Origin of the sequence: Rhodanobacter aciditrophus (genome assembly GCF_050026795.1) — a bacterium.
Classification (GTDB): Bacteria; Pseudomonadota; Gammaproteobacteria; order Xanthomonadales; family Rhodanobacteraceae; genus Rhodanobacter_A.
In genome coordinates this window covers 839,441-865,470 of the sequence record NZ_JALBWP010000011.1, presented here as the reverse complement: position 1 = coordinate 865,470, position 26,030 = coordinate 839,441, and the positions used below count along the sequence as shown (strand labels likewise).

At 69.6% G+C, this 26,030-nt stretch carries 24 protein-coding genes; 12 read left to right on the top strand and 12 right to left on the bottom strand.

Translation table 11 applies throughout. The features are described from left to right. The 3 genes from ACQGNW_RS12765 to murB are packed head-to-tail and all read left to right on the top strand — an operon-like array spanning window position 1 to window position 2,839. Window positions 1-765 carry a class I SAM-dependent methyltransferase gene (locus ACQGNW_RS12765; RefSeq protein ID WP_426663566.1) on the top strand — a complete coding sequence of 255 codons (765 nt, stop codon included), beginning with the start codon at window positions 1-3 and terminating at the stop codon, window positions 763-765. Beyond that, entirely contained in the window at window positions 766-1,803 is a 1,038-nt protein-coding gene (locus ACQGNW_RS12760; protein ID WP_426663565.1) for a quinone-dependent dihydroorotate dehydrogenase, read from the top strand. 10 nt (window positions 1,804-1,813) lie between these two features. Further along, the gene (murB, locus tag ACQGNW_RS12755) at window positions 1,814-2,839 is read left to right on the top strand and encodes a UDP-N-acetylmuramate dehydrogenase (protein ID WP_426663658.1); all 1,026 of its coding nucleotides are present in this window, start codon (window positions 1,814-1,816) and stop codon (window positions 2,837-2,839) included. A gap of 12 nt (window positions 2,840-2,851) precedes the next feature. Here murB and ACQGNW_RS12750 read toward each other — a convergent pair whose 3' ends face one another. Next, window positions 2,852-4,087 carry an MFS transporter gene (locus ACQGNW_RS12750; protein WP_426663564.1) on the bottom strand — a complete coding sequence of 412 codons (1,236 nt, stop codon included), beginning with the start codon at window positions 4,085-4,087 and terminating at the stop codon, window positions 2,852-2,854. 155 nt (window positions 4,088-4,242) lie between these two features. Between ACQGNW_RS12750 and ACQGNW_RS12745 the strand changes: the two genes are divergently transcribed. Both ACQGNW_RS12745 and ppk1 read left to right on the top strand, forming a co-directional pair. Beyond that, entirely contained in the window at window positions 4,243-5,040 is a 798-nt protein-coding gene (locus ACQGNW_RS12745) for an AraC family transcriptional regulator (protein WP_426663563.1), read from the top strand. 193 nt (window positions 5,041-5,233) lie between these two features. Further along, on the top strand, window positions 5,234-7,378 hold the full coding sequence (ppk1, locus tag ACQGNW_RS12740; RefSeq protein ID WP_426663562.1) for a polyphosphate kinase 1: 2,145 nt from the start codon (window positions 5,234-5,236) through the stop codon (window positions 7,376-7,378). Between the two features lie 109 nt (window positions 7,379-7,487). Here the strand turns inward: ppk1 and ACQGNW_RS12735 are convergent, their stop codons facing one another. From ACQGNW_RS12735 to ACQGNW_RS12725, 3 genes are all read right to left on the bottom strand, one after another. Continuing rightward, complete coding sequence (locus ACQGNW_RS12735; protein ID WP_426663561.1) at window positions 7,488-8,045, bottom strand: NADPH-dependent FMN reductase; 558 nt, start codon at window positions 8,043-8,045, stop codon at window positions 7,488-7,490. A gap of 95 nt (window positions 8,046-8,140) precedes the next feature. After that, the gene (locus ACQGNW_RS12730) at window positions 8,141-8,692 is read right to left on the bottom strand and encodes an Ivy family c-type lysozyme inhibitor (RefSeq protein ID WP_426663560.1); all 552 of its coding nucleotides are present in this window, start codon (window positions 8,690-8,692) and stop codon (window positions 8,141-8,143) included. A gap of 81 nt (window positions 8,693-8,773) precedes the next feature. Continuing rightward, window positions 8,774-9,181, bottom strand: coding sequence for a hypothetical protein (locus ACQGNW_RS12725; protein WP_426663559.1), 408 nt, complete (start codon window positions 9,179-9,181; stop codon window positions 8,774-8,776). A gap of 504 nt (window positions 9,182-9,685) precedes the next feature. On the opposite strand from ACQGNW_RS12725, the gene ACQGNW_RS12720 reads away from it, so the two are divergent. From ACQGNW_RS12720 to ACQGNW_RS12710, 3 genes are all read left to right on the top strand, one after another. Beyond that, a complete protein-coding gene (locus ACQGNW_RS12720) occupies window positions 9,686-10,528 on the top strand; it encodes a class I SAM-dependent methyltransferase (RefSeq protein ID WP_426663558.1) in 843 nt (280 codons plus the stop codon). A 107-nt stretch (window positions 10,529-10,635) separates the two neighbouring features. Further along, complete coding sequence (locus tag ACQGNW_RS12715) at window positions 10,636-11,154, top strand: bactofilin family protein (protein WP_426663557.1); 519 nt, start codon at window positions 10,636-10,638, stop codon at window positions 11,152-11,154. Beyond that, window positions 11,151-11,513 (top strand): hypothetical protein, encoded by a 363-nt coding sequence (locus ACQGNW_RS12710; protein ID WP_426663556.1) that lies wholly within the window; start codon window positions 11,151-11,153, stop codon window positions 11,511-11,513. The genes ACQGNW_RS12715 and ACQGNW_RS12710 overlap by 4 nt, the downstream gene beginning before the upstream one ends. A 41-nt stretch (window positions 11,514-11,554) precedes the next feature. On the opposite strand, the gene ACQGNW_RS12705 is transcribed toward ACQGNW_RS12710, so the two are convergent. The 5 genes from ACQGNW_RS12705 to ACQGNW_RS12685 form a co-directional block, all read right to left on the bottom strand. After that, the gene (locus tag ACQGNW_RS12705) at window positions 11,555-13,150 is read right to left on the bottom strand and encodes a carboxylesterase/lipase family protein (RefSeq protein WP_426663555.1); all 1,596 of its coding nucleotides are present in this window, start codon (window positions 13,148-13,150) and stop codon (window positions 11,555-11,557) included. A gap of 193 nt (window positions 13,151-13,343) precedes the next feature. Then, a complete protein-coding gene (locus tag ACQGNW_RS12700; protein WP_426663554.1) occupies window positions 13,344-13,823 on the bottom strand; it encodes an iron chaperone in 480 nt (159 codons plus the stop codon). Between the two features lie 32 nt (window positions 13,824-13,855). Further along, window positions 13,856-14,269 carry a tRNA (N6-threonylcarbamoyladenosine(37)-N6)-methyltransferase TrmO gene (tsaA, locus tag ACQGNW_RS12695; protein ID WP_426663553.1) on the bottom strand — a complete coding sequence of 138 codons (414 nt, stop codon included), beginning with the start codon at window positions 14,267-14,269 and terminating at the stop codon, window positions 13,856-13,858. A gap of 17 nt (window positions 14,270-14,286) precedes the next feature. Then, window positions 14,287-14,697 carry a VOC family protein gene (locus ACQGNW_RS12690; protein ID WP_426663552.1) on the bottom strand — a complete coding sequence of 137 codons (411 nt, stop codon included), beginning with the start codon at window positions 14,695-14,697 and terminating at the stop codon, window positions 14,287-14,289. Between the two features lie 29 nt (window positions 14,698-14,726). Continuing rightward, on the bottom strand, window positions 14,727-15,176 hold the full coding sequence (locus ACQGNW_RS12685; RefSeq protein WP_426663551.1) for a helix-turn-helix transcriptional regulator: 450 nt from the start codon (window positions 15,174-15,176) through the stop codon (window positions 14,727-14,729). Between the two features lie 227 nt (window positions 15,177-15,403). On the opposite strand from ACQGNW_RS12685, the gene pyrC reads away from it, so the two are divergent. Further along, a complete protein-coding gene (gene pyrC / locus ACQGNW_RS12680; protein WP_426663550.1) occupies window positions 15,404-16,441 on the top strand; it encodes a dihydroorotase in 1,038 nt (345 codons plus the stop codon). A gap of 16 nt (window positions 16,442-16,457) precedes the next feature. On the opposite strand, the gene ACQGNW_RS12675 is transcribed toward pyrC, so the two are convergent. Beyond that, a complete protein-coding gene (locus ACQGNW_RS12675; RefSeq protein ID WP_426663549.1) occupies window positions 16,458-17,819 on the bottom strand; it encodes a chloride channel protein in 1,362 nt (453 codons plus the stop codon). Between the two features lie 182 nt (window positions 17,820-18,001). Here ACQGNW_RS12675 and trxC point away from each other — a divergent pair, with 182 nt between their 5' ends. After that, on the top strand, window positions 18,002-18,439 hold the full coding sequence (gene trxC / locus ACQGNW_RS12670; RefSeq protein WP_426663548.1) for a thioredoxin TrxC: 438 nt from the start codon (window positions 18,002-18,004) through the stop codon (window positions 18,437-18,439). A gap of 132 nt (window positions 18,440-18,571) precedes the next feature. Continuing rightward, on the top strand, window positions 18,572-19,855 hold the full coding sequence (locus tag ACQGNW_RS12665) for an amino acid deaminase (RefSeq protein ID WP_426663547.1): 1,284 nt from the start codon (window positions 18,572-18,574) through the stop codon (window positions 19,853-19,855). Window positions 19,856-19,896: 41 nt separating this feature from the next. Here ACQGNW_RS12665 and ACQGNW_RS12660 read toward each other — a convergent pair whose 3' ends face one another. Next, complete coding sequence (locus ACQGNW_RS12660; RefSeq protein WP_426663546.1) at window positions 19,897-21,195, bottom strand: MFS transporter; 1,299 nt, start codon at window positions 21,193-21,195, stop codon at window positions 19,897-19,899. Between the two features lie 63 nt (window positions 21,196-21,258). Beyond that, on the bottom strand, window positions 21,259-22,272 hold the full coding sequence (locus ACQGNW_RS12655) for a LacI family DNA-binding transcriptional regulator (RefSeq protein WP_426663545.1): 1,014 nt from the start codon (window positions 22,270-22,272) through the stop codon (window positions 21,259-21,261). 447 nt (window positions 22,273-22,719) lie between these two features. Here ACQGNW_RS12655 and ACQGNW_RS12650 point away from each other — a divergent pair, with 447 nt between their 5' ends. Beyond that, entirely contained in the window at window positions 22,720-25,968 is a 3,249-nt protein-coding gene (locus ACQGNW_RS12650) for a TonB-dependent receptor (RefSeq protein WP_426663544.1), read from the top strand. Window positions 25,969-26,030 lie beyond the last annotated feature (62 nt).

Here is a 26,030-nt window from a genome sequence, read left to right as displayed (position 1 = left end):
ATGAACACGCTGCACAGCACCGAACGCTTCAGCGACCGCGTCGCCGACTACGTGCGCCACCGCCCCGACTACCCCGCCGCGATGCTCGACTGGCTGCATCGCTCACAAGGCGTCACGGCCGCATGGCAGGTGGCCGACGTCGGCGCCGGCACCGGTATCTCCAGCAAGCTGCTGCTCGACGCCGGCCACGCGGTGACCGCGGTGGAACCGAACGCGGCGATGCGCGCGGCCGCCATCGCCTGGCTGGGCGGGCATCCACGCTTCCGCGCCGTCGACGGCCGCGCCGATGCCACCGGCCTGCCCGACGCCAGCATCGACCTGGTGACGGTGGCGCAGGCCTTCCACTGGTTCGATCCCGCCTCCACGTGGCGCGAGTTCGCCCGCATCCTGCGTCCCGGCGGCCTCGCTGCGGTCTTCTGGAACTCGCGCCGGCCCACCGGCACGCCCTTCCTCGAAGGCTACGAGGCGCTGCTGCAGCGCTACGGCACCGACTATGCCAGCGTGGCCGAACGCTACGCCGACGACGACGCCATGCGCACCTGGTTCGGTGCCGGCTGGCGCGGCACCGCGCGTTTCGAGCACAAACAGTCGCTCGATTTCGACGGCCTGTGCGGGCGCCTGATGTCGTCCTCCTACGCGCCGAAGGAAGGCCATCCGCAGCACGAGCCGATGCTTGCCGCCCTGCACGAGCTGTTCGACCGCTGCCGGCAGGACGGCCACGTCAGCTTCGACTACGACACCCGCATCATCGTGGGAACCCTCTAGATGTACGACCTGCTCCGCCCATTGCTGTTCGCGCTCGACGCCGAGACCGCGCACGGCCTCACCCTCTACGGCCTCGACGTCGCCTACCGCAGCGCGCTGATGCGCCTCGTCGCCAGGCCGGCCGCCGAGCTGCCGGTGGAAGCCTTCGGCCTCCGTTTCCCGAACCCTGTAGGCCTGGCCGCGGGGCTGGACAAGAACGCCGAGCATCTCGACGCGCTGGGCGCGCTGGGCTTCGGCTTCGTCGAGGTGGGCACGGTGACGCCACGGCCGCAGGCGGGCAATCCGCGACCGCGCCTGTTCCGGCTGCCGCGGCACGAGGCCATCATCAACCGCATGGGCTTCAACAACGCCGGTGTCGATGCGCTGCTGCGCAACGTGGACGCCTCCGGTTACCGCGGCGTGCTCGGCATCAACATCGGCAAGAACAAGGACACGCCGAACGAGCACGCAGCGGACGACTACCTGCTGTGCCTGGAGCGCGTGTACGGCCGCGCCGGCTACATCACGGTGAACATCTCCTCGCCGAACACCCAGGGCCTGCGCGACCTGCAGGAAGAGGCCACGCTGCGCCGCTTCATCGGCACGCTGCGCGAGCGGCAGGAGCAACTCGGCTCGCAGCACGGCGCGCGCAAGCCGATGCTGCTGAAGATCGCGCCCGACCTCAGCGAGCACGAGCTGGACGGCATCGCCGAGGCGCTGCTCGCCAGCGGCATCGACGGGGTGATCTGCACCAACACCACCGTCGATCGCGCCCTGGTGGCGGACGACCCGCACGGCAGCGAAACCGGCGGACTGTCCGGCAGGCCGCTGTTCGCGCTTTCCACCGACGTGCTGCGCGGCATGCGCCGACGCCTCGGCGAACGCGTGCCCATCATCGGCGTGGGTGGCATCCTCGACGGCAGCGACGCCGCGGAGAAACTCGACGCCGGCGCGACGCTGGTGCAGCTCTATTCCGGCCTGATCTACCGCGGCCCGCGGCTGGTGGCCGAATGCGTCGACGAAATCCGCCGCCACCAGGAAAGCAAGCATGCCGGCTGAGAGAACCGACATGGGCGGCTACACGCTCACCGAGAACGCCCCGCTCGCCACCCGCAACACGCTGCGCGTGAATGCGCGCGCCAGGCTGCTGGCCGAGCTGCGCGACGCCGCGAAGCTGCCGGAGCTGCTGGATTTCCCCGCCGTGCGCCGTGCGCCGCTGCTGGTGCTGGGCGAAGGCAGCAACCTGCTGCTCGCCGGCGATGTCGACGGCACGGTGCTGGCGATGGAAACCCGCGGTGTACAGGTGGAACAAGACGGCGAGGTCGCGCGCATCGCGGTGGCCGCCGGCGAACGCTGGGACGACTTCGTGCGCTGGTCGCTGGGCCAGGGCTACGCGGGGCTGGAAAACCTGATCCTGATCCCCGGCACGGTGGGCGCCGCGCCGATCCAGAACATCGGCGCCTACGGCACCGAGGTGGCCGAGTTCATCGAGAGCGTGGAAGCCTGGGACACGCGCGAACACCGCGTGGCCCAGCTCGACCGCGCCACCTGCGCGTTCGGCTACCGCGACTCGCTGTTCAAGCACGAACCCGGCCGCTACATCGTCACCGCGGTGCGCTTCGCCCTGCCCCGTTCGCGCGAGCTCAGGCTGGACTACGCCGGCATCCGCGAGGAACTCGCGCGCATGGGCGTGGACAAGCCTGCCCCGTTCCACGTCGCCGAGGCGGTGGTACGCCTGCGTACGCGCAAGCTGCCCGACCCCGCGGTGATCGGCAACGCCGGCAGCTTCTTCAAGAACCCCGTGGTCGACGCCGCGCAGGCCGCGGCGCTCAGGCAGGCGCATCCGGCACTGCCGGCGTGGCCGCAGGCCGACGGCCGCAGCAAGCTCTCCGCCGCCTGGCTGATCGAGGCGGCCGGCCTCAAGGGCCATCGCGAAGGCGACGCCGGCATCTCCAATCGCCACGCCCTGGTGCTGGTGAACCACGGCCACGCCAGCGGCGCCGAACTGTGGGCCTTCGCCCAGGGCGTGATCGCCACCGTGCAGGCGAGATTCGGCGTGCGGCTGGAGCCGGAACCGGTGGTGGTCGGCGGCTGAAGCCGCGCGCGCTCAGCTGCGCCGTGGCCGTTCGATGTCCGGCAACAGCAGCGCGCACGCGCCGATCAGCGGCAGGTACGCGCACAACTGGTAGACGTGGGCGATGCCCTCGAGGTCGGCCAGCTTGCCCAGCACCGCGGCTCCCAGGCCGCCCATGCCGAAGGCGAGGCCGTAGAACACTCCGGAGATCATGCCGATGCGGCCCGGCACCAGCTCCTGCGCGTAGACGATGATGGTGGTGAAGGCCGAGGCCAGCACCAGGCCGATCACCACGCTCAGCACGCCGGTCCAGAACAGGTTCGCGTGCGGCAGCAGCAGCGTGAACGGCGCCACGCCGAGGATCGAGCCAAGGATCACCCACTTGCGACCCACCCGGTCGCCCAGCGGGCCGCCGATCAGCACGCCCGCGGCCACCGAGGCGAGGAACACGAACAGGTGCACCTGCGCGTTCTGCACCGACACATGGAAGGTGTGCATCAGGTAGAACGTGTAGTAGCTGCTGATGCTGGCGATGTAGAAATACTTGGAGAAGATCAGCACGCCCAGCAGCAGCAGCGAGGCCCACACCATGCCCGGCGACAGTTCGCGCACCGGCGCGCGGCGCGCGCGCGACTTGCCGCGCGTGGCATGGTGGCGTGCGTACCAGTGGCCCACCTGCAGCAGCACCGCGATCGCCAGCAGCGGCGCCAGCGCGAACCAGGCCACGCTCTCGCGCCCGTGCGGCACGATGATCCAGGCCGCCAGCAGCGGCCCCAGCGAAGCGCCGAGGTTGCCGCCCACCACGAATACCGACTGCGCCAGTCCCGGCCGGCCGCCCGAGGCCATGCGCGCCACCCGCGAGGACTCGGGGTGGAAGATCGACGAACCGGTGCCCACCAGCGCCGCCGCCAGCAGCAGCACCGGGAAGTTCGGCGCGGTCGCCAGCAGCAGCAGGCCGCCCAGGGTGAAGCCCATGCCCGCGGCCAGCGAATACGGCATCGGCCGGCGGTCGGTCGCCATGCCCACCAGCGGCTGCAGCAGCGAGGCGGTGACCTGGTAGGTCAGCGTGATCAGGCCGACTTGGGCGAAGCTGAGATCGAAGCCGCTCTTCAGCAGCGGGTAGATCGCCAGGATCAGCGACTGGATCATGTCGTTGAGCAGATGCGAGAAGCTGATCGCGCCCAGCACGGTGAACTGGGGGCGCTCCTCGGCGGCTGCGGGCGGCGTGGCGGCGGGATTCAGGGGAATGGCGTCGACGCGGGTCTGCATGGGGGAGTCGTCAGGGATCTCGGGGAAAGATCGCGGCGGCACGCCTTGCGTCCGTCGCGGTGCACACGATAATGCCTCGGCGGGCGGCCCGCATGCGCCGCCGGGTCAGATTCTGTCGAATTCGGGCCACACGAAGACACTGGACAGGCACCTGCATGCGTCACACCCGCGTCGATGCTTACGAGAACGCGCCACGCGACGTCGTGGCCACCGGCAACGACTACGCCGCCGGCTACGTGCTGCCCGCGCACGCGCACCGTCGCGGCCAGCTGCTGTATGCGGCCACCGGCGTGGTCGGCGCGGTGACCAGCCGCGGCAGCTGGGTGGTGCCGCCACGTTGCGCGCTGTGGATACCGCCAGGATTGCCGCACGAGGTGCACATGAACGGCGCGGTTTCCACGCGCAGCGCCTACGTGCGGCGCGAGGCCGCCGACGCCGCGGGCCTGCCCGCGCATTGCCAGGTGATCGCGGTGTCGCCGTTGCTGCACGCCTTGCTGCTGGAGGCGGTGGACCTGCCGCTGGAATACGCGCTGGACGGCCGCGACGGCCGCGTGATGGCGCTGCTGCTGGACGAGATCCGTGCGATGCCGGCGCTGCCGCTGAACACGCCGCTGCCCGACGAACCGCGCCTGCGCAAGCTTTGCCGTGCCCTGCTCGCCGCGCCCGCGCTGGAGGTCGACGTCGACGCGATGGCGCACAAGGCCGGCATGAGCCGACGCCACTTCACCCGGCTGTTCCGCCGGCAGACCGGCATGAGTTTCGCCGCGTGGCGCCAGCAGGCCTGCCTGCTCGCGGCGCTGACCCGGCTCGGCAGCGGCGAGCCGGTCACCACCGTCGCGCTGGAGCTGGGTTACGCCAGCGCCAGCGCGTTCAGCGCTGCGTTCCGGCGCGTCCTCGGCGCCCCGCCCAGCCGTTACCTGGCGCTCCGCAGCCACGGCAGCCGCGAAATCTGATGTCCGGCAGGCGGCGCGGGCCCATCGTCCATCCCCCATCGGCGCTGGCCACGCCCGCGCATCCGGAACCCGCCGCGCGTCATCCAGTCGTCACAAGCCGCCAGCAACATGGTTGCCATGCACTGAAAGCATGAACCGCCGGGGTTACCATGCCCGCAGGACTACCGCGGCACGCTCCCACGGATCACGCTCGATGAGTTCACAAGCTCCCCGCAAGCCCATGCCAGCCGTCGCGGACACCGCGGCGGCCAACGACGCGGCAGCCGCGCCCGACCTCGGCGAACGCCGGCTGTATCTCAACCGCGAGCTGTCGCAGCTGGCGTTCAACGTCCGCGTGCTCGACCAGGCGCTGGACGAGCGCACGCCGCTGCTGGAGCGGTTGAAGTTCCTGCTGATCTTCTCGCGCAACATGGACGAGTTCTTCGAGATCCGCGTGGCCGGGCTGAAGGGGCAGATCGCGCTGGACCACGAGCTGATCGGCGCCGACGGCATGGCGCCGCGCCAGGTGCTGGCGGAGATCAGCGCGATCGCGCACCGGCAGGTCGAGCGGCAGTACGCGATCCTCAACGAGCGCATCCTGCCGGAGCTGGCGGCGCACGACATCCGCATCGTGCGGCGCGACGAGTGGACGCACCGGCAGAAGCAGTGGGTGCGCCGCCATTTCCGCGAGGAGGTGGCGCCGCTGGTGACGCCGATCGGGCTGGACCCCACCCATCCGTTCCCGCTGCTGGTCAACAAGAGCCTCAACTTCATCGTGCAGCTGGACGGCACCGACGCGTTCGGCCGCGACTCCGGCCTCGCCGTGGTGCCGGCGCCGCGCGTGCTGCCGCGGCTGATCCGCATGCCCGACGACGTCGCCGGGCACGGCGACTGCTATGTGCTGCTGTCCTCGATCATCCATGCGCACGCCGAGGAGCTGTTCCCCGGCATGAGCGTGCTCGGCTGCTACCAGTTCCGGCTGACCCGCAACGCCGACCTCGCGCTCGACCCCGAGGATGTGGAGGATCTGGCGATGGCGCTGCGCGGCGAGCTGTATTCGCGCCGCTTCGGCAGCGCGGTGCGGCTGGAGGTGGCCGACAACTGCCCGAAGGCGCTCAGCGCCCATCTGCTCAAGCAGTTCGGCCTCGCCGAGTCGGAGCTGTACGAGGTGAACGGCCCGGTGAACCTGGCGCGGCTGTTCCGCATCGCCAGCAAGGTGAACTACCCCGCACTGCAGTACAAGCCCTTCGTGCCCGCGCTGCCGAAGGCGCTGAAGCACGCCGAGGACCTGTTCGCGGTGATCGCACGGCAGGACGTGCTGCTGCTGCATCCCTACGAGTCCTTCGCGCCGGTGGTCGACCTGCTGCGCCATGCCGCGAAGGACCCGCAGGTGCTGGCGATCAAGCAGACGCTGTACCGCACCGGGGCGGACTCCGAGATCGTCGACGCCCTGGTCGACGCCGCCCGCGCCGGCAAGGAAGTGACCGCGGTGGTGGAGCTGCGCGCGCGCTTCGACGAGGAATCCAACCTCACGCTCGCCTCGCGCCTGCAGCAGGCCGGCGCGATGGTGATCTACGGCGTGGTGGGCATCAAGACGCACGCCAAGCTGATGCTGATCCAGCGCCGCGAAGGCAACGAGCTGGTGCGCTACGCGCACCTGGGTACCGGCAACTACCACACGGCCAACGCGCGCCTGTACACCGACTACAGCCTGCTCACCTCCGACGCGGCGCTGTGCGAAGACGTGCACAAGCTGTTCAGCCAGCTCACCGGCATGGGCAAGGCGCTGCGCATGAAGAAGCTGCTGCAGGCCCCGTTCTCGCTGAAGCAGGGCCTGCTCGACCTGATCGCGCAGGAAGCTGCGCACGCCGCAGCGGGCAAGGCGGCGCGCATCCTCATCAAGGTCAACGCGCTGACCGATTCCAAGGTGATCCGCGCGCTGTACAAGGCCAGCCTCGCCGGCGTGCGCATCGACCTGATCGTGCGCGGCATGTGCTGCCTGCGCCCGGGCGTGCCCGGCGTGTCGGACAACATCCGCGTGCGCTCGGTGATCGGCCGCTTCCTGGAGCACAGCCGCGCCTACTGGTTCGCCAACGATGGCGAGCCCGTGCTGTACCTCTCCAGCGCGGACCTGATGGAGCGCAACCTCGACCGCCGCGTGGAATGCGCATTCCCGATCGAGGGCAAGAAGCTGCAGCAGCGCATCCTCGGCGCGCTGGAGCTCTACCTGGCCGACAACGTCGGCTCCTCCGAGCTGCAGGCCGATGGCAGCTACCGGCTGGTGCCGCGCGCAGCCGACGAGGCGACGTGCGATGTGCAGCAATTGCTGCTGGAGAAGTTCTGCGGCGCGGAGGCCTGATCCGCGGAAGGATCATCCGCCACGCCACCGCGCAGGCGGCAGCGTGGCGGAGCCGGCCCGGGTCCGGCGGGTAGGGAAGGCGCAGGACAGCGCTTTCCGGGCGTTCCGGTCAAGCCAGGTGCTGCTTCACCCACGCCACATAACGATCCACGAAACCCTGCAGGAACTTCTGCGTATCCTCGTTCGCGACGTGGCCCTCGGCGTCGATCAGGCCGTCGTCCCTGAACTGCACGAACACCTCGGGCTGCGCCATCATCGCCACGTCGACGAACACCAGCGAGTTGCGCAGGTGCTGCTGTGCCAGCGCGCTGCCGGTGGCACCGATCGAGGCCCCGATCACCGCCCCCGGCTTGCCGGCGAAGGAGTTGGTACCCCAGGGACGCGAAGCGAGGTCGATGGCGTTCTTCAGCACGCCCGGCACGCCGCGGTTGTATTCCGGCGTGACGAACAGCAGCGCGTCGGCGGCCTCGATTTCCTGCTTCAGGCGGCGGGCCTCGGCGGGATAGTCGGCGTCGAAGTCCTGGTTGTACAGCGGCAGGTCGTCGAGGCGGATGTGCCCGAAGACAAACTCCTTCGGCGCCAGCCGCTCCACCGCCCGCGCCAGTCGCTTGTTGATCGACGCCTTGCGCAGGCTGCCCACCAGTACCGCCACCTTGATCGTGCTCATGCCGGAATGCTCCACAGGAGGAAGCGCGCCGCCCAAGTGCGGCGCATCCCGTCCATTTGACCCGCTCGGCGATCAAGCCGCCGTGATGTGCGTCGTCAACGCATGTACAGCGCATCGTGCAGCAGCTGCTTCCGCCGCTCGTCCGGCGTGCCCAGCCAGGTGAGCTGGTCCTGCGAGCTGTCGTCGGGATCGACCGCCGGCGCGAGATCCTCCGGGCGCTGCGCGAACAGGCCCCACATCGCGTGATCCTGCGCGTCGTACAGCAGGGCCACGCGTTCGGTCGGACAATCGTGCGGCTTGCAGGCGGTCGCCAGTTGCATGGGCCTGCCGTCCACCTGCACGACCTGCACCGGTGTCGCCGTGCCGCCCTGGCGCACCCAGTCCGGCAGGTCCTGCACGCCGCGCAGCGCATCCAGCGCCTTCACGAAATCCGGGCGCTGCAGCAGGTCGAACAGGTAGATCGGCGGCACCGTCGGCGTGGCAGCGGTGGCGGCGGTGGTTGCCGCGCCGGCCGGTAGCGGCGCCTGCGTGGCCGGCGCGGTGGGTGCCGATGCGGGAGCCGCCGGTGCCGGCAGCTGCGAACCCTGCGAGCAGGCCGCGCAGGCCAACACCACCGTCCATGCGCATGCGGGCATGGAAAACTTCATCGCAAGCCTCCTCGTCATGTGGCGCGAGGTCCCGTCCTGGCAAGGTGCCATGCAACGCCCGCTGACGCGTTGGCCCGCAGGTCACTTCGCCTGCAGGCTCTCCATCGCCTTCTTCGCATCCGCATGCGCGGCATCCAGCGTGGTCGCCTTCAGGCCCTGCTCGGCCTGCCCCAACGCCGCATGCAAGCGGGCCTCGACGGCGGCATCGCCCTTCGCGTCGACGATGGCGCCCTGGCCCATGCCCTTGCAGGGGTCTCCCGCCTTGGCATCGAAGCCCTTGCCCGACGGTCCGACCAGGCAGTTCACCACATGGTGCAGGTGCGCGTGGGCGGTCGCCAGGTCCGTCGCGCCCAGCGCCATGCCGGCATGCGCCCCGGCGGTGGCGACCTGCTTCGATGCGGCGCCGTTCGCATCTGCGGCCTGCGCCGCGACGGGCAAGGCGAGCGCCAGCAGCAATGCCGGCAATCCACGCGGGCAACATTTCGTCATGACACGGCTCCCGAACGACGCGGCCGCGGCCGCAGTCCCGCGACTATGCCCGCGTCGCCGTGAGGAAAGGGCAAAGGCGTGCCTAGGGTCGCGCCGGCGACGGTGCGATGCCGTCCCGTAGCGACGCCCCTTTCGCAGGGGGCCGTCGCGATGGCCCGCACGGAGCCGCAAGTCGGCCGCATCTCCCCGCGGCGCTCGCCGGACCGGTGCCGGAGACCGGGTCCCGCGTCGGCGTGAACATTCAGTCACCAGGATGGCCGGCAGCTTCTACAATGGCGGGCGCGTGATGTCCTGCGGCTTCCGCGACCCCGCACGCCGGCTCACGCCGGAACCGCAGGACGGGTGCTGCCGGCGCGCGGTGGTCGGGGTCGACCTCGACCCGGATGCCGCCGCGCTCGTCACGCAGGTCGCGGCGCGCCTGCAGCCGATCCGCCACGCTCGTCCCTTCCCCGTCGGCGACGCCGTTGCGGCGCCGCCCGAGACCGCCATTCCGGGAGAATCTCCATGCCGCATTACACCGGCCCGCTGCTCACCCGCGCCACTGCCGAGGCGCTGCTCGCCGCGCGCGATGCCGGCGCTGCCGGGTGGACGGGCTCGCTGGATCTCGGCCGCTCGACCGGTACCGCGCAACTGCAGGCGGACGGTTGGCACTGGCGCGGCAAGCGCTACCCGTGGCCGCCGGTGCCGAAGGACCGCAGCATCCACTACTGGGACGGCGAGGCGTTCGCACCGGCCGCGCGCTACTCCGGATCGCTGATCAAGCTGGTGCCCACCGGCTGGGACGTGCCCACGTTCGAGATCGACGGCATCAAGATGCTGCCCACCGCGAAGGAGTCGCCGCTGGACGACGCGCGTCGCAAGGTGGCGCTGGTCGAGCCGCGCAGCAAGGCGGTGCTGGATACCTGCGGTGGCCTGGGCTACTTCGCCGCCTGCTGCCTGGAGGCAGGCGCGGCGCGCATCCACTCCTTCGAGAGGAACGCCGACGTGCTGTGGCTGCGCACGCTCAACCCGTGGTCGCCCGACCCCGGCGCGCCCGCCGGCGGCGGACGCCTCGAGCTGACCCACGCGGACGTGGCGCAGGCCATCGCGCAGGTGGCCGATGCCGCGGTGGACGCGCTGCTGCACGACCCGCCGCGCTTCGGCATCGCCGGCGAGCTGTACTCGCTGGCGTTCTACCGGCAGCTCGCCCGCGTGCTGCGTCGCGGCGGCCGGCTGTTCCACTACACCGGCAGCCCGAACAAGCTCACCAGTGGCCGCGACGTGCCGCGCGAGGTGGCGCGGCGACTGGAGGAAGCCGGCTTCAAGGCGCAGCTGGCGCTGGACGGGGTGCTGGCGACGCGGCGCTGAGCCCGGCGCACCTCTTCGGCGGCATGAATCCAAGCTGTCTGCGCCGTTTTCCATCGCCATCGTTCGGGGTTACGCTCGACCTTCCCCTGGTGAACCGGAGCCCCCCCATGGCCCTGTGGAAAGAGCCCGTGAAGCCCTCCTCCGCCGCGACTCCCGAAGCCCCGGAGCAGGCGCGTTTCGACGCCCCCGAAGTCAAGCCGGAAGCGACCGCACCGGTGCAACTGGCTCCCCGTCCGGCCCCCGCGGCCGCCGCGGGCAAGCCCAAGGCCGAATCGCTGATCGCGCCCGACATCACCATCGAAGGCAAGATCGAGGGCGCCGGCCACGTGCGCATCGCCGGCAGCTTCAAGGGCGACATCAACGTACGCGGGGACCTTACCATCGAGCCCGGCGCCAAGGTGACCGGCAGCGTGCGCGCGGAGAAGATCACCATCGCGGGCGAACTGGTAGGCAACATCGAATCCGCGGTGCACGTGGAACTGCTGCAGAGCGGCGCGCTGACCGGCGACCTGAAGGCCGGGTCGCTCAGCGTGGCGGCCGGCTCGCGCATGCGCGGCCAAGTCGAGTTCGGCTGGGACGACGACGGCACGCGTACGGGCAGCGGGCGCGGCGGCGCCACTTCGTGAGCGCCGCGCCGTCGGGCACCGCAGGGGCGACGCGCACCTGTCCGCACTGCCGGGAGACCATCCTCGAAAGCGCGAGCGTGTGCCCGGCCTGCCGCCACAAGCTGCGCTTCAGCGAGCCGGGCGCCGCAGCCGCGGTGCCGGCGTCGGTGCCGCTGCGCGTGGAAGGCAGCTTCCGCAATCCCGACAGCGGTGCGTGGGAATACTCGATGGTGCTGACCATCCGCAACGAACGCGGCGAAGAGATCGCGCGCAAGCTGGTGGGCGTCGGCGCGATGCAGCCGAACGAGCAGCGCAGCTTCACCCTCAGCGTCGAGATGCAGGCCGCCGCCGCGGGCGGCAAGCGCACGCGGCCCTACTGAACCGCGGGCTCTCTCGCCGCCCGGTCTTTCGCGGCGCGGCCTCAGAGGTGCGCGTCGGACTCGAAGCGCTGCAGGAACTCGTAGCGCGCCGCCTTGCGGTCGACGAAGCCGTGCGTGTCCGCACCGATGGCCTGGCGCAGCAGGCCGCCGTCCTTCGCCGCGACGGCCGGCCAGTGCGGCAGGCCCGCGCCGTTGGGGTCGCCGGTCTTGATGAAGTTGGCCCAGTAGCCCTCCATCGTGGCCGAGACACGGCGGTCGGTGGCGGTCCAGGCATACACCCTGTTGCCGTCGAGGTTGCCCAGCGCGTATTCGATCTCGCCGCTGTGCACGGCGCCGGTGCCCGGGCCCGCGCTGCCGTCGCGTTTCGCCGGACGCGGCTGCTCGAAGTAGTAGTAGTAGACCGGCGCGCGACCGGTGCGATGCTGCCAGTCCATCCAGCGCCAGGTGGAAAACGCGATGAACTGGTCGCCGGACAGCGCGGTGCCGGAGGCCTTCACTTCGGCCTCGTCGTTGCCGGGATAGAGCTTGAGCGCTTCGTCCACGTGCGCCGCGCCGAACATCTTCTCCACCGCGGCGCGGTAGTTGGCCGGCGTGGGCGGCTGCTTGTCGAGCAGATTCGCGTAATAGCCTTCCTGCGAATTCGAGCCGACCAGCAGCGGGATGTGCGCCTGCTCGCCCGCCGCGTAAATGGCCCCGGGCGAACGCGGCAGGAAATAGCCGTCGATGGTCGGGTTGAAGCTGTCGCTGTCCGAGTTGCCCAGCGCCTTCAGCAAGTCGGCCGCCGGCATCGCGCGCAGGTCGGACAGCGAACGGGCACCGACCTTGCGCATGAAGTCCTCGCCGCGCTGCTCGGCCCGCGCGAACGGCTCCGGCTTGAGATTGCCCAGCAGCCCGCCGCTCTCGCCGATCGCGCGCTGCATCAGCCCCTTCGACAATGGCGAGGCCACCAGCGCCGATACCGCCATCGAACCCGCCGACTCGCCGCCGATGGTGACCTGCGCCGGATCGCCGCCGAACGCGGCGATGTTGTTGCGTACCCACCGCAGCGCCGCCGTCATGTCGAGCAGGCTGTAGTTGCCGGCGGCGTGCTGCGGCGACTCGGCGGCCAGCGCAGGCAAGGCAAGCAGGCCGAACACGTCGAGGCGATAGTTCACCGTGACAGTGACAATGCCTCGTTGCGCCAGGCTGGCGCCGTCGTAGCGCGGCTCCGAGCCGTCGCCGGCCAGCATGCTGCCACCGTAGAAATACACCAGCACCGGCAACTTGCCTTTGGCGTGATGCGCAGGCGTCCACACGTTGAGGTAGAGGCAGTCCTCGCTCATGCCGTTGGAGCGGAACACCATGTCGCCGTACAGCGGGCGTTGCATGCAGCGCGGGCCGAAGCGGTCGGCCGCGCGCACGCCAGTCCACGCGGCCGCCGGCTGCGGCGGCTTCCAGCGCAACGCGCCGACGGGCGGCGCCGCGTACGGGATGCCCTTGAACTCGTCCAGCCCGGCCTGGGCGTCATGGATCCCCGACAGGGTGCCGGCATCGACATGCACGACCGGCGCCGCGTCGGCGGCTGCGGCCCACGGGGCGGGCAGCGCGAGCGCCAGTCCCAGAAGAACGCGGCACGGACATGGAAGAGCCTTACGCATGGCGAGCAGCCTCGGTCGGGGAACAAGGCCGCATCTTAGAGCCTGTCCGGCGTTCCCGCGTGGCCCCGCGCCGGGAGCCCTTTGCGCGCAGGCCAGGGCGGGACGCTCTGCGCGGGACGCGCCAGCCCACCCGCGCGGCCGATTCGCGGCCGCTCATCCGTGGCCTGGCCGGGAGGCCGAAGAATCACGCCGCTCAGCCCAGCGCCTGCTCCAGCAAGGCGGCGATGCGCTTCTCCACGTCGACGTTCAGCACCTTGAGCGCGAACGCGGTCGGCCACATCGCGCCGTCGTCGAGCCTTGCGCTGTCGTTGAAGCCGAGGGTGGCATAGCGGTCCTTGAATTTCTGCGCATCCTTGAAGAAGCAGACGACCTTGCCATCCTTCGCATAGGCCGGCATGCCGTACCAGGTCTTCGGCACCAGCGCCGGCGCATGGGCCTTGACGAGGGCGTGCAGCCGTTCGGCCATCGCACGGTCCGGCGCCTGCATCGCGGCGATCGCCGCCAGCACTTCGCGTTCGCCGTCCTCCCGGGTCCTGTCGGCGCGCGCCTGCGCCTTCTGCTCCTGGGCGTAGGCCTTCATCGCGGCCTTTTCCTCGGCGCTGAACCCTGCGGATGCCTTGCCCGCGGCTCGTGCGGCGGGCTTGCGCACGCCCTTCCTCGAAGTCTGTTCCATGGAATTCCTCGCTTGATGCCTGGTGTGTCCGCTCATCGCTCGCCCACGGGGCCGAGCTCCACCTTGATGTCCACCACGGGCGTGCCATCGATCGCCTCGATCGGGCCGATCAGCAACCGCCGGCCATCCACGGCGCGGACGCGCACCGGATGGATGCCGATCGGGTTGGGCCGGTGGGGCGAACGCGTTCTGAACACGCCGGTCCATGCCGCGTCCGGGTCGCCCCGGGGCCGGACCTTGAGCATGTCCCGCCGCGCCTGATGCAGCCAGGTCAACACGACCAGGCTGTCCCCGGCCACCACGCCGGCCAGCGCGTCTGCATACCCGGCCTCCAGCACCAGCCAGGCGTCCGGCGCACCTTCGTCGCCCTGGTGCGGAGCCGCGTCCGTCGCACCGAGGTCGGAGCGTAGTCGGCCGACCACCTGCAAGACGATGGGTTCGCTCATGGCTGCCTCCCCGTGGCTCAATGCCGTTCCTGCACGCGCAGCAGGTTGCCGGCCGGATCGCGGATGGCGCAGTCGCGTACGCCGTAGGGCTGCATGGTCGGCTCCTCGACGATCTCGGCGCCGCTGGCCTGGATGCGCTCGAACGCGGCGTCGAGATCCCGGGTCGCCAGCAGCATGGTCGCGTAGGTGCCCTTGGCCATCATCTCGGCGATGGTGCGCTTCTCCTCGTCGGTGACGCCGGGGCTGGCGACCGGCGGATACAGCACGATGGCGGTGCCGGGCTGGCCGGCGGGGCCCACCGTGATCCAGCGCATGCCGTTGTAGCCGACGTCGTTGCGCACCTCGAAGCCCAAGGTGTCGCGGTAGAACGCCAGCGAGGCGTCCGGGTCGCTGTGCGGAAGAAAGCTGGCGTGGATGCTGATGTCCATGACGGTGCTGCTCGGTGTGGGTGGAGCGGTCATGCTAGGTCGGGTTCGGTGGCCGGCGCTTCTCGATTCCTGATCGGTCGCGTCACCTGCCGCGCGATGCAGGACGGCATGCCCTCGGTGGCTCGCGCCGCTTCGCGCCGGTAGACGCTGGGCGACATGCCGACGAGCTCGGCGAAGCGGGTGCTGAAGGTGCCCAGCGAGGCGCAGCCCACCGTGAAGCAGACCTCGGTGACGCCGAGGTCGCCGCGGCGCAGCAGCGCCATCGCGCGCTCGATGCGCCGGGTCATCAGGTAGCTGTAGGGCGATTCGCCGAAGGCGAGCTTGAACTGGCGGCTGAGATGCCCCGCCGACATGCCGATGGCGTGCGCCAGGTCCTCGACGTTCAGCGGCTGCGCGTAGTCGCGGTCGATGCGGTCGCGCACGCGACGCAGGCGCGCGAGATCGCGCAGGTGCTGGGCCGGGGCGGGCTTGCTGCTCATCGGCTGGATCGTCCCACGCCCGGTGACGGCCCTCAAGCCTCGCAAGCTTGTCCCTGTTCGCACCGGGGCTGGCACGTACCGTTCGAAGTTTCCCGCCCCACGCGCATCGCGGCGCGATGGACGATCCGATACCATGACGCCCCCGCCCGGGTGGCGCGCGCCCCTTGCCTAGCGCGGCGCATGCGCACTCCCGCCCTTTCCCGTCCGCGTACCGGAGCTGCACCGCCATGTCGCCCATGCGCCTCGAAATCACCCGTCCCGACGACTGGCACCTGCACCTGCGCGACGGCGCCGCGCTGGGCTCGGTAGTGGCCGACACCGCGCGGCAGTTCGCGCGCGCCATCGTGATGCCCAACCTCAAGCCGCCGGTGACCACGGTGGCCGAGGCCGCGGCCTACCGCGCGCGCATCCTCGCCGCGCTGCCGGCGGACACCGGCTTCCAGCCGCTGATGACGCTGTACCTCACCGAGGCCACCACGCCGGACGAGATCGCGCGCGCCCGGGCCAGCGGCTTCGTGCATGCGGTGAAGTACTACCCCGCCGGCGCCACCACCAACTCGCAGGCCGGCGTGCGCGACCTGGCGAACGTGCATGCCGTGCTGGAGGCGATGGAGCGGCACGGCCTGCCGCTGCTGATGCATGGCGAGGTCACCGATCCGGCGGTGGACATCTTCGACCGCGAGCACGCGTTCATCGAGCGCCAGCTCATCCCGCTGCGCGAACGCTATCCGAACCTGCGCATGGTGCTGGAGCACATCACCACGCGCGCCGCGGTGGAATTCGTGCGCGCGGCACCGGCGCACGTGGGTGCCACGATCACCGTGCACCACCTGCTGCTCAACCGCAACGCGATCTTCGAGGGCGGCATCCGTCCGCACCATTACTGCCTGCCGGTGCTGAAGCGCGAAACGCACCGCCAGGCCCTGCTGGAAGCTGCCACCAGCGGCGACCGGCACTTCTTCCTCGGCACCGACAGCGCGCCGCACGCGCAGCACGCCAAGGAGACTGCCTGCGGCTGCGCCGGCATCTACACCGCGCACGCCGCGATCGAGCTGTACGCCGAGGCCTTCGAGCAGGCCGGCAGGCTCGACCGGCTGGAAGCCTTCGCCAGCTTCCACGGGCCGGACTTCTACGGCCTGCCGCGCAACCCCGGGAAGATCGTGCTGGAACGCCGGCCCTGGACCGTGCCGGACGCGCTGCCGTTCGGCGACGGCCGCTGCATTCCGTTCCGTGCGGGCCAGCAGGTGGCGTGGGCGCTCGCGTAGGCTGCGGGCATCCGCGTCATTCGCTGGCGCCGGTCTTCCGCGACCGCCGCCGCATCCGCAGCCAGCGCAGCAGTCCGTAGGACAGCCGCACCTTCTCCTGCGCCACCGGCAGGTCGGCGCGGGCGAAGATCCACGAGGACTTGCTGAAGGCGATCTGCTGCTCCGGGTAGACACTGCGGTGGCCGATGACCAGGTAGGCCGCCACGCAGGCACCGGCCACGTACAGCGTGGCGTTTGCGCCGTACAGCTCCACGCCCATCAGGATCGCGGCGATCGGCGCGTTGGAGGCCGAGGCGACCACCGCCACCAGCCCCACCGCTGCGCCCAGCGCCGGCGGCAGGCCGAACAGGTGGGCGAACGCACTGCCGGCCACCGCGCCGAGCACGAACTGCGGCGTGACGATGCCGCCATAGAAGCCCGAGCCCAGCGTGATCGCGACCAGCAGCGCCTTCCACAGGAAACCGAGGTACGGCATCGCCTCGCCATGCATGGCCCGCTCCATCACCGGCAGGCTGAGGCCGAGGTAGTCCGTCGGCACCACGATCACCAGCAGCGCCAGCACCGCGCCGCCCAGCGCCGGCACCAGCGGCGGCCACAGCGCATAGCGCCGCTTCAGGCGACCGAACGCCAGTTTCGCCTGGCGCAACAGTTCCACGAACAGCCATGCCACGCCGCCGCACAGCACGCCGATCAGCACCGTCTTCAGGAACAGGATCTCGGTGAACTGGCCGGTGAAGTCGATCGCGTAGTGCGGATACGGCACCCCGAGGTAGCGCGAGACCTCGAACGCGGTCACGCCGGCCACGATGCCGGGAAACAGGAAATCGTGGCGGATGCGCCCGATCGCCAGCATCTCCACGCCGTAGATCGCGCCCGCGATGGGGGTACCGAACACGCTGGAGAAACCGGCGCTGACGCCGCAGGCGAGCAGGCGCTTGCGCATCTCGGGATTGAGATGCAGCGAGCGCCCCACCACCGCCGCCAGGCTGGCCCCGATGTGCGAGCACGGTCCTTCCTTGCCCGCCGAACCGCCGCAGGCCAGGGTGATGATCGAAGCCAGCGGCTTGATCCACATCGTGCGGAACGGCAGCTTGCCGTGCTGCTCGTTGACCGCGACGATCGCGTTGTCGTTGAACGTGCTGCGCCGCAGCCGGTAGCCGTAATGCAGCAGCAGGCCGTTGGCGAGGCCGCCCAGCGGCAGCGCCAGCGCCAGCCACCACCACGGCGCCGCATACGCATGGCCCTCGGTGGCATACAGCCCGCGCAGGAACAGGGTGCAGCCTGCGCCGACCACCGTGCCGGTGAAGGTCGACAGGACCAGCCACTGCAGCACGGTCGCCAGCATCACCAGCGGTTCGGTCAGGCGGAAACCTCGCATCGGCGTGGTGGCAGCAGGGTGAAAGGCGTGGACAAAGTCCGTCGATTATAGCGAGCGCACGCACGGGGACCGCAGCGCCGCGGCAACCCGCCACCCCTCGCCGGTGTGCTGCCCAGGCTTTGATCCGGGCACCGCCACCCCCATGTCGCGGACATCCCAACCTGCGATCGCGAGACCACGCCATGAGCGACCCGCTGCATCTCGTCTGTCCGCATTGCCAGGCGGTGAACCGCGTACCGGGCGAACGCCTCGCCGCGGAGCCCGCCTGCGGCCAATGCCACCAGCCGCTGTTCACCGGCCATCCGCTGGCCGTCGACGAAGCCGCCTTCCAGAAACACCTCACCCGCAATGACATCCCGGTGCTGGTGGACTTCTGGGCCACCTGGTGCGGCCCCTGCCAGATGATGGCGCCGCACTTCGCGCAGGCCGCGACGCGACTCGAGCCGCACGTGCGCCTGCTCAAGGTGGACACCGACGCGGAACAGGCGCTCGGCACCCGCCACGCCATCCGCAGCATCCCCACCCTGGCGCTGTTCAGGGGCGGCCGCGAGGTCGCGCGCCAGTCGGGCGCGATGCAGGCCGCGGGCATCGTGCAGTGGGTGCACGCGCAGGGCGCGTAGCGACCAATGCCTCGCGTCGACACGGGGCCAGCGGACTGATCCGCAGCGAGCGGCGCGGCAACCCAGGCCGCCCACCGCGACGGCGGAGACGGATACTCCGGGACATGGACAACAACCCGTTCGCCCTCGTGCATGAAGCGGATGCCGGATCGCATGGGACAACGCAGGGATCGCAAGCGTATCTTCGTCAGCCAGCTCCCGACCGGCTCGCAGCCCATGACTCTCCAGGCACGGCAACTCGAAAAAGGCAGCCCCGTCATCGGCCAGTCGCTGCTTGGCGAGGTAAGCCTGCCTGCCGCGGCGATCCTCGATTCGGCGCTGGCCAGCAACGTCGCCTGGATGCAGCGCTACGCCGACGGCCACGGCGCACAGCTCGCACCGCACGGCAAGACCACGATGACGCCCGCGCTGTTCCGCCGCCAGCTCGATGCCGGCGCCTGGGGCATTACGCTGGCCACCGCCGTGCAGTGCGCCGCGGCCTTCGGACACGGCGTCACGCGCCTGCTGATGGCGAACCAGCTCGTCGGCGCTCCCAACATGGCGATCGTCGCGGATCTGATCGAACGCGGCGCGGATTACTGCTGTCTGGTCGACAGCGTGGCCAACGTCGAGGCGCTGAACCGGTTTTTCGGGGAACGCGGCCTCGTCCTGCAGGTGCTGGTCGAACTCGGCGTGGCCGGCGGCCGCTGCGGGGTGCGCGACGGGAACGCGCTTGCGGCATTGGTCGATGCCATTGCCGCCGCGCCGGCGCTCGTGCTGTGCGGCATCGAAGGCTACGAGGGGCTGATCGGCGGCGAACAGGCGGCCGACGACGTCCGCCGCTACGCCAAGCGGCTCGTCGCCACCCTGCGCGGATTGATGGATGCGGGTGCGTTCGCCGATCGCAAGCCGATCGTCACGGCGGCGGGTTCGCAGTGGTTCGACCTGGTCGCCGAGGCGTTCGACCAGGCGGACTTGCGCGAGCGCTGCACGGCCATTCTTCGGCCCGGCTGCTACGTCGTGCACGACCATCGCTGGTACCGCGACGCGATGGCCGAGGTGAAGGCGCGCGACCCGGAACTCGAAGGCGAACTCCTGCCCGCGCTGGTCGTGTTCGCCCACGTGCAGTCCCTGCCCGAACCCGGCCTGGCGGTGATCGCGATGGGCAAGCGCGACATCTCCTGCGATCCCGACCTGCCGATCCCGCTGCAACTGCACCGCCCCGGCGAGCCCGCGCATCCGCTGCGGCATTGCACGGTCCGCAAGGTGATGGACCAGCACACGATGCTGGTGATCCCCGACGACGTCGACCTCCGTGTGGGCGACACCGTTTCGTTCGGCGCATCCCACCCCTGCCTCACGTTCGACAAGTGGCGGCAGGTCCTGCGCGTCGACGACGATCTGCGGGTGCTGGAGGCGATGCCGACGTTCTTCTAGCGCGCAAGGCGACACAGGGAGCACCTTGAAAGACGCGCGCCTCAGCGCACTCCTTGCACCGGCAGGATGGCCCACGCGCCAAGCGCCACGAGGACCGCCGCCGCGACGAACAGCGCCTCGTAGCTCCCGCCACTTGCCAGCAGGATGCCCGGGGCGACCGCCGGCATCAGCGACTGCGGCAGGACGCTGGCGATGTTGAAGATGCCCAGGTTCCTGGCCGCGTGGGTTTCCCGCTCAGGCAGTACGTCGGTCACCAGCGCAAGATCGGCCGCCAGGTACACGCCTTGCGCGATGCCAGCCATCGCCATGCCCGCGAGGAACCAGGAATACGAGGCGGCGAAGGCGATCATCAGCAGCGCCAGTGCGTAGACCAGCGCCGCGCCGGACACGAAAACCTTGCGCCGTCCGAGGGCGTCGGACAAGGCGCCACCCAGGGCACCGAAGACCGCCACCGTGCAGGACTGCACCAGGGTGGACAGGAAGATCCAGCGCGGCGCTTCGTCCGGGGGGCAGCCCAGCTGGCGGATCAGGTAGAACTCCTGGTACGTCATCAACAACGCGACTCCGGCGTAGAGCAGGAAGCGGCTGCTCCAGGCCCAGGCGAAATCGGGAAAGCGCAGCGGACTGATCCAGAAGCTGCCCAGGAATTCGCGCCATCCGTAAGGTGGCCGCCGCACCGCCGCCAATCGATGGTCCGGCAATACCCAGGCAAGGGCGAGCGCGCAGGCCAATGCAATCGCGGCAGGCACCAGGAAGACGGCGAGCGTGGAATCCGCGAGCGCCTCGACCAGGAAGGTGCCGCCCGTCATGCCCAGCGGCAGGCTGACGTTGACGATGCCGGACACCGTGCCACGCTGCGCCGCCGGGATCTGGTCGGCGAAGATCGCCGCCAGCGCGGCCAGTTGTGCATTGCAGGCGAGTTGCGTGACACACCAGCCCAGCAGGAGTTGCGGAACCGACGCGGCCGTCGCGACCACCGCCAGCCCCGCCATGCCGCCCAGGGCACCGGCGACCAGCCAGGGCCGCCGCATGCCGAAGCGCGAGCTCGTGCGATCCGAAAGGCGGCCGAAGAACGGATTGCCGAACAGCGCGATCAACGCTCCCACACCCACCACCAGCGACAGGCTGCCGGCCGCATGCGCCGGGACGATCTCGCGCACGCGCATCGCCAGGCCCACCAGAATGGGCGGCAGCAACGCCATCCACAGGCCCGTATAGGCCAGGCCGTAGATCACGATGAACGGCCAGCCGACGCGGCGCACGCGCGGCGCCGCATCCGCGTGCCCGTCGGCCTGCGAAGGCGGCCAGCGCACTGCAGCTTCAGCCTTGTCGTCGATCACCGTCTTCGCCCCCCGAATCGAGCGCCGAAGTCATGGCGAACCCGGCGCCGCACAAGGCGAATACTACGGTTTCCCGGGAGCGGCCGTGGATGCGCGCAAACGCACCTGATAAGGCACGCGCGCCTGCTGGCGCGCGGAGGGGGCGCGGATCGACCTCAGCACGCTCTCGACGGCCAGGCAACCGAGCTCGCGGCACGGTTGGCGCACCGTCGTCAGGCCCGGCGAGATCAACTGCGACACCGGCGTGTCGTCGAAGCCGCATACCGAAAGGTCGCCCGGAATCGCCAAGCCGCGTTCATAGGCTTCGCGCATCACGCCGCAGGCCATGTCGTCGTTCGCCGCGAAGATCGCCGTGGGGGGGCGCCGGCGGTCGAGCAGCACCCTGGCGCCCGCCACGCCGGAGGCAAAAGCGAAATCCCCTTCCACCACGAGTGACTCGTCGTACGCGATGCCGGCCCGACGCAAGGCGTCGCGATAGCCGCTGAGCCGCCAGGTATGCGCGCCGTGGCCCTTCAGTCCGGCGATGTGGCCTATCCGCCGATGCCCCAGCGAAATCAGGTGCCCGACCATCTCCGCCGCCGCCTTGCGCTCGTCGAAACCGACGTCGATGCGCGACTGGCGCAGCTTGGAGGAAATCGTCGAGTAGCGGATGTCCAGCTCGTCGAGGCGCTGCAGCAGCTTCGCGTTGTTCGCGTGCGGCGGCACCAGCACCAGCGCGTCCGGCCGGTGCGTCGCCACGAAGCCGTCGATCCGCGCAGCCAGGTCTTCCGCCGCGTCGAAGGGGTGCAGCACCGCGTTGTACGGGGTCCCCTTGCACGCCTGCAGCACGCCGACGATCACCTCCATGGTGTAGCTGGAACCGGCCATCGGGTTGTCGTACAGCAACGCGATCAGGTACGAGCGATTCCCCGCCAGCCCGCGGGCCGACGCGTTGGGCACGTAGTTGAGCGCGCGGATCGAGGCCTCGATCCGCGCGCGCAGCTTGGCGCGCACGCTCGGAAAGCCGTTGATGACACGGGACACCGTCTTGGTGGACACGCCGGCATGCGCGGCGACGTCCTCGATTCTCGCAGGCATGTATGGCCCACCCTGTATGGCTTGCAGCGCCCATGCTAACCCAGGCGCAAGGCCACCAACCAGCCGCGCGAATACCCATCCGGCTCGAAAATACCAGCGCTGGTATTTTTTATTGACAGCGCTTGTATCTTTGATTAGCTTGCGGCAGGCGCAGCAGTCCTCATGCGAGGGGACGCGCCGCCGGGGTGGAGGGGAGCCACCAGGCACCGCCCGCGACGCGGACCGCGGCAGCACCGCGGCCACCGGCGTCCGGAACGGCGCCCCGCCCTGGCCGGGCCACCATGGCCGGCGCGCGGCGCGAGCCTGCCGGCGGCGGCATGCGCGGTCGCGGGGAAACGGCGGGGGCCGTGGCGGCAGGCGAAGGCAAGCCGGAAGACGAGGGGCAGCGGCGCGGCGGCCGCGTATTCATCGAACCATTGGGGAGACATCGAAGTGAAGAAACAGTCCATGCACATGCATGTGGGCAACGCCCATCGGCCGCGCCTGCTGCCTTTCGCGATCGCGATCACCCTGCTGGCGGCCGGGCAGCTGCACGCGCAGGCTGCGCCGCAGGAAACCGACCAGGCCACGCAAGCCACCCCCGTCGCCAGGAAGGCCGCGAAGACCAAGACCGCGGACAAGAAGGGCACCACGGCGACGGCCGAGGAGAAGGAGGCCAAGCAGCTCACCGGCATGACCGTCAACGGTTACTCGTCCAGCTTGAATCGCGCCCAGAACATCAAGCGCTACGCCGACACGGTCGTCGATGCGATCTCGGCGCAGGATGCCGGCTCGCTGCCCGACCTGTCGGTGACCGAAGCCCTGCAGCGCGTGCCGGGCGTGGCCGTCAGCGCGTTCGGCGTGGCCGCCGACCCGGATCACTTCTCGATCCAGGGCTCGGACATCAGCCTGCAGGGCCTGCCCTACACCAGCACGCTGTTCAATGGCCGCGAGGTGTTCTCCGCCGGCGGCGGCCAGGGGCTCAATTTCTCGACGGTGTCGCCGGAGCTGATCGGCTCGGTGGTGGTCAACAAGAACCAGACGGCCGACATGATCGAAGGCGGCATCGCCGGCTCGATCGACCTGAACACGCGCCTGCCCTTCGACAGCAGCAAGGCTACCCAGGCCTCCGTCACCCTCGGCGACTACTGGGGCGACCTGGCCAAGAAGGGCACGCCGCAGATCGCCGGCCTGTTCAGCCACAACTGGAACACCGGGATCGGCCGCTTCGGTTTCCTCGCCAACGTGGCCTACGACCGCATCGACCAGACCGACAATGCGATTTCCGTGGTCGATTACCAGCGGCGCTGCAATGGCTGCGCCCTGCCGGGTGGCAGAACCGACGCCTTTCCCGGCCTTGCGCCGGGCGAATTCCGCTACGTGCCGGTCGGCGGCGACCTTCGCCACCAGGACGAGACCAGCACGCGCTTCGGCCATGCGCTGGCGCTGCAATGGGAAAGCCCGGACAAGGCCTGGCAAGCCGCGTTGACGTGGAATCGGGCATCGGACTCCGAGGCCACCTTCGAGCACACCCTCCAGGCATCGACGGATGGTTGCAGCGGCCAGACACTGGCCGGCTGTGCCGTGCCGCTGGCGGGCACCACGCCGGTTTACGACGCCAACGGCGTGTTCCAGTCCGGCACCATCTCGGGCGATCCGGCCGCATCGACCTTCCTGCCGCTCACCTATGGCGGCGTGCCGACGCAGCTGGATACCGCCGGCTTCAAGCGGCGTTACGTGACCAACGACTACGCCTTCAACCTGAAGTGGAACGTCAATGACCGGCTGCACCTCAGCCTGGACGCGCAGGACACCCATTCCGATTACTCGGATGCCTACTACTACATCCGCCAGATGACCCAGGCGAACTGGTACGTCGCCACGCACGGCGACAGCGTGCCCACGATCAGGCTGTTGTCGCCCGATCCCAACGAAACGACGGCCCAGTATTTCGCCAACCCCAACAACACCTATTGGTCAGCGGCACAGGATCACCAGGAGAAGTCCTGGGGCAACCAGCGCGCCTTCCGCCTCGACGGCAGCTTCGACGTGGACAAGGGGCCGCTGGACAACATCCAGTTCGGCTTCCGGCACAGCAACCAGGAAGAAACGCTGTACAACTCGCCGTACAGCTACTTCTGGGACATCAGCACGCCTTACGCTGGCGGGAATGGTCTGGCGGTCACGGCGGCCAACACACCCGGCTACGTTTCCCCCTACCACGTCAACCTGCCGGCCTTCGGCAACGGCGATTTCGGCGTGGTCGCGCCCTTCTTCAACCTGAATCCGCAGTCGCAATTCTGGCAATCCGTCGCCGCGATGAAGCAGATCAACCAGCAGTCGCTGGCCATCAACCCGGGCTGGAGCTGGTGGAGCCCCTACTACACCAACTACGAACGCGACCAGTACGGCTACACCTTCGTGCCGGGCACGCATTACCTGCCGCAGGAAATCTCCTCCAACGGCGAGAAGACCAACGCCACCTATCTGCGCCTGAACTTCAGCAACAGCAACCTGGATTTCCTGAGCGGCCTGCAAATCAGCGGCAACATCGGCGTGCGCTACGTGCATACCCAGGACGACGCCGCGGGCTACCTGCTGCTGCCGGACATGAAGCAGGCTCTCGGCAACGCCACCATCTCGCAGTATTGCCAGGGCGTAACGAAGAACGGCACCCAGCCGGCCTCGCCGGGCACGTTCTGCGCGCTCACTCCGGCGCAGCAGCAGCAATACGTGACCTTCGCCAACGGCGGGTACAGCCGGATAACGGCCAGCAACGGCTACGGCAACTGGCTGCCCAGCTTCAACCTGGCGATCGGCTGGACGGACGACCTGATCACCCGTTTCGCCTTCTCCGAGTCGATCTTCCGGCCGGCGCTCAACCAGCTGGAGGCGGGCCAGTCGATCAGCGGGCTGCTGCCTTACGGCACCAATGGCAGCACCGAGCCGACAGTGGGCAACGGCTACAACGGCACGAACCCCTACCTCAGGCCCATCACGGCGCACAATTTCGACCTGAGCCAGGAATGGTATTTCGGCAACGCCGGTTCGCTGACCGGCATGCTGTTCTGGAAGCAGTTGAACCACACCATCCAGTACATCACCAACGTGGTGAACACCACGGTGACGAACAACGGCGTGACCTATCCGGAGCAGTACACGGCGGGCCTGGCCAACCTCGACCAGAAGGGCAGCGTGGGCGGCGCGGAACTGGCCTACCAGCAGAAATTCGATTTCCTGCCCGGTTGGCTCTCCGGCTTTGGCGTGCAGACCAACTACACCTACATCAAGCCGCATGGACTGGCCTTCGGCAAGGTCAACTACTGCCCCGCCACGTATCTGCCGGCCACGCAGTGCGTCAACCAGCTCAAGCTGCCGCCGGGCGAATTGTCCCGCGACACCTTCAACTTCACCGCGTATTACGAAAAAGGCCCGCTGTCGGCGCGCCTGGCGTGGAACTGGCGCTCGCAGTTCCTCATCACGGGCCAGGAGGCGGATTATCCGTTCCTGCCGGTCATGGCCGCTTCCCAGGGCCGGCTGGATGGTTCGCTGATCTACTCGCTCAACGACCACGTCAAGGTGGCACTGCAGGTGGCCAACCTGTTGAACTCGACGTTCAAGAGCCGCGAGATCATCGACACCAACGGCACCACCGTGCCCAAGGGCTTCTTCCGCGACGACACCCGCTACAACCTCAGCCTGCGCGCTGACTTCTGACCAGTCCGGTGCAACAGGCTCCCGCCATGGCGCAGGCCGGACCATGTGCCATGGCGGGACGG

Bases quoted from the DNA above. Each gene is read 5' to 3' on its own strand.
- ACQGNW_RS12765 (WP_426663566.1), top strand. From the start codon at position 1: ATGAACACGCTGCACAGCACCGAACGCTTCAGCGACCGCGTCGCCGAC.
- ACQGNW_RS12760 (WP_426663565.1), top strand. From the start codon at position 766: ATGTACGACCTGCTCCGCCCATTGCTGTTCGCGCTCGACGCCGAGACC.
- murB (WP_426663658.1), top strand. From the start codon at position 1,814: ATGGGCGGCTACACGCTCACCGAGAACGCCCCGCTCGCCACCCGCAAC.
- ACQGNW_RS12750 (WP_426663564.1), bottom strand. From the start codon at position 4,087: ATGCAGACCCGCGTCGACGCCATTCCCCTGAATCCCGCCGCCACGCCG.
- ACQGNW_RS12745 (WP_426663563.1), top strand. From the start codon at position 4,243: ATGCGTCACACCCGCGTCGATGCTTACGAGAACGCGCCACGCGACGTC.
- ppk1 (WP_426663562.1), top strand. From the start codon at position 5,234: ATGAGTTCACAAGCTCCCCGCAAGCCCATGCCAGCCGTCGCGGACACC.
- ACQGNW_RS12735 (WP_426663561.1), bottom strand. From the start codon at position 8,045: ATGAGCACGATCAAGGTGGCGGTACTGGTGGGCAGCCTGCGCAAGGCG.
- ACQGNW_RS12730 (WP_426663560.1), bottom strand. From the start codon at position 8,692: ATGAAGTTTTCCATGCCCGCATGCGCATGGACGGTGGTGTTGGCCTGC.
- ACQGNW_RS12725 (WP_426663559.1), bottom strand. From the start codon at position 9,181: ATGACGAAATGTTGCCCGCGTGGATTGCCGGCATTGCTGCTGGCGCTC.
- ACQGNW_RS12720 (WP_426663558.1), top strand. From the start codon at position 9,686: ATGCCGCATTACACCGGCCCGCTGCTCACCCGCGCCACTGCCGAGGCG.
- ACQGNW_RS12715 (WP_426663557.1), top strand. From the start codon at position 10,636: ATGGCCCTGTGGAAAGAGCCCGTGAAGCCCTCCTCCGCCGCGACTCCC.
- ACQGNW_RS12705 (WP_426663555.1), bottom strand. From the start codon at position 13,150: ATGCGTAAGGCTCTTCCATGTCCGTGCCGCGTTCTTCTGGGACTGGCG.
- ACQGNW_RS12700 (WP_426663554.1), bottom strand. From the start codon at position 13,823: ATGGAACAGACTTCGAGGAAGGGCGTGCGCAAGCCCGCCGCACGAGCC.
- tsaA (WP_426663553.1), bottom strand. From the start codon at position 14,269: ATGAGCGAACCCATCGTCTTGCAGGTGGTCGGCCGACTACGCTCCGAC.
- ACQGNW_RS12690 (WP_426663552.1), bottom strand. From the start codon at position 14,697: ATGGACATCAGCATCCACGCCAGCTTTCTTCCGCACAGCGACCCGGAC.
- ACQGNW_RS12685 (WP_426663551.1), bottom strand. From the start codon at position 15,176: ATGAGCAGCAAGCCCGCCCCGGCCCAGCACCTGCGCGATCTCGCGCGC.
- pyrC (WP_426663550.1), top strand. From the start codon at position 15,404: ATGTCGCCCATGCGCCTCGAAATCACCCGTCCCGACGACTGGCACCTG.
- ACQGNW_RS12675 (WP_426663549.1), bottom strand. From the start codon at position 17,819: ATGCGAGGTTTCCGCCTGACCGAACCGCTGGTGATGCTGGCGACCGTG.
- trxC (WP_426663548.1), top strand. From the start codon at position 18,002: ATGAGCGACCCGCTGCATCTCGTCTGTCCGCATTGCCAGGCGGTGAAC.
- ACQGNW_RS12665 (WP_426663547.1), top strand. From the start codon at position 18,572: ATGAAGCGGATGCCGGATCGCATGGGACAACGCAGGGATCGCAAGCGT.
- ACQGNW_RS12655 (WP_426663545.1), bottom strand. From the start codon at position 22,272: ATGCCTGCGAGAATCGAGGACGTCGCCGCGCATGCCGGCGTGTCCACC.
- ACQGNW_RS12650 (WP_426663544.1), top strand. From the start codon at position 22,720: ATGCACATGCATGTGGGCAACGCCCATCGGCCGCGCCTGCTGCCTTTC.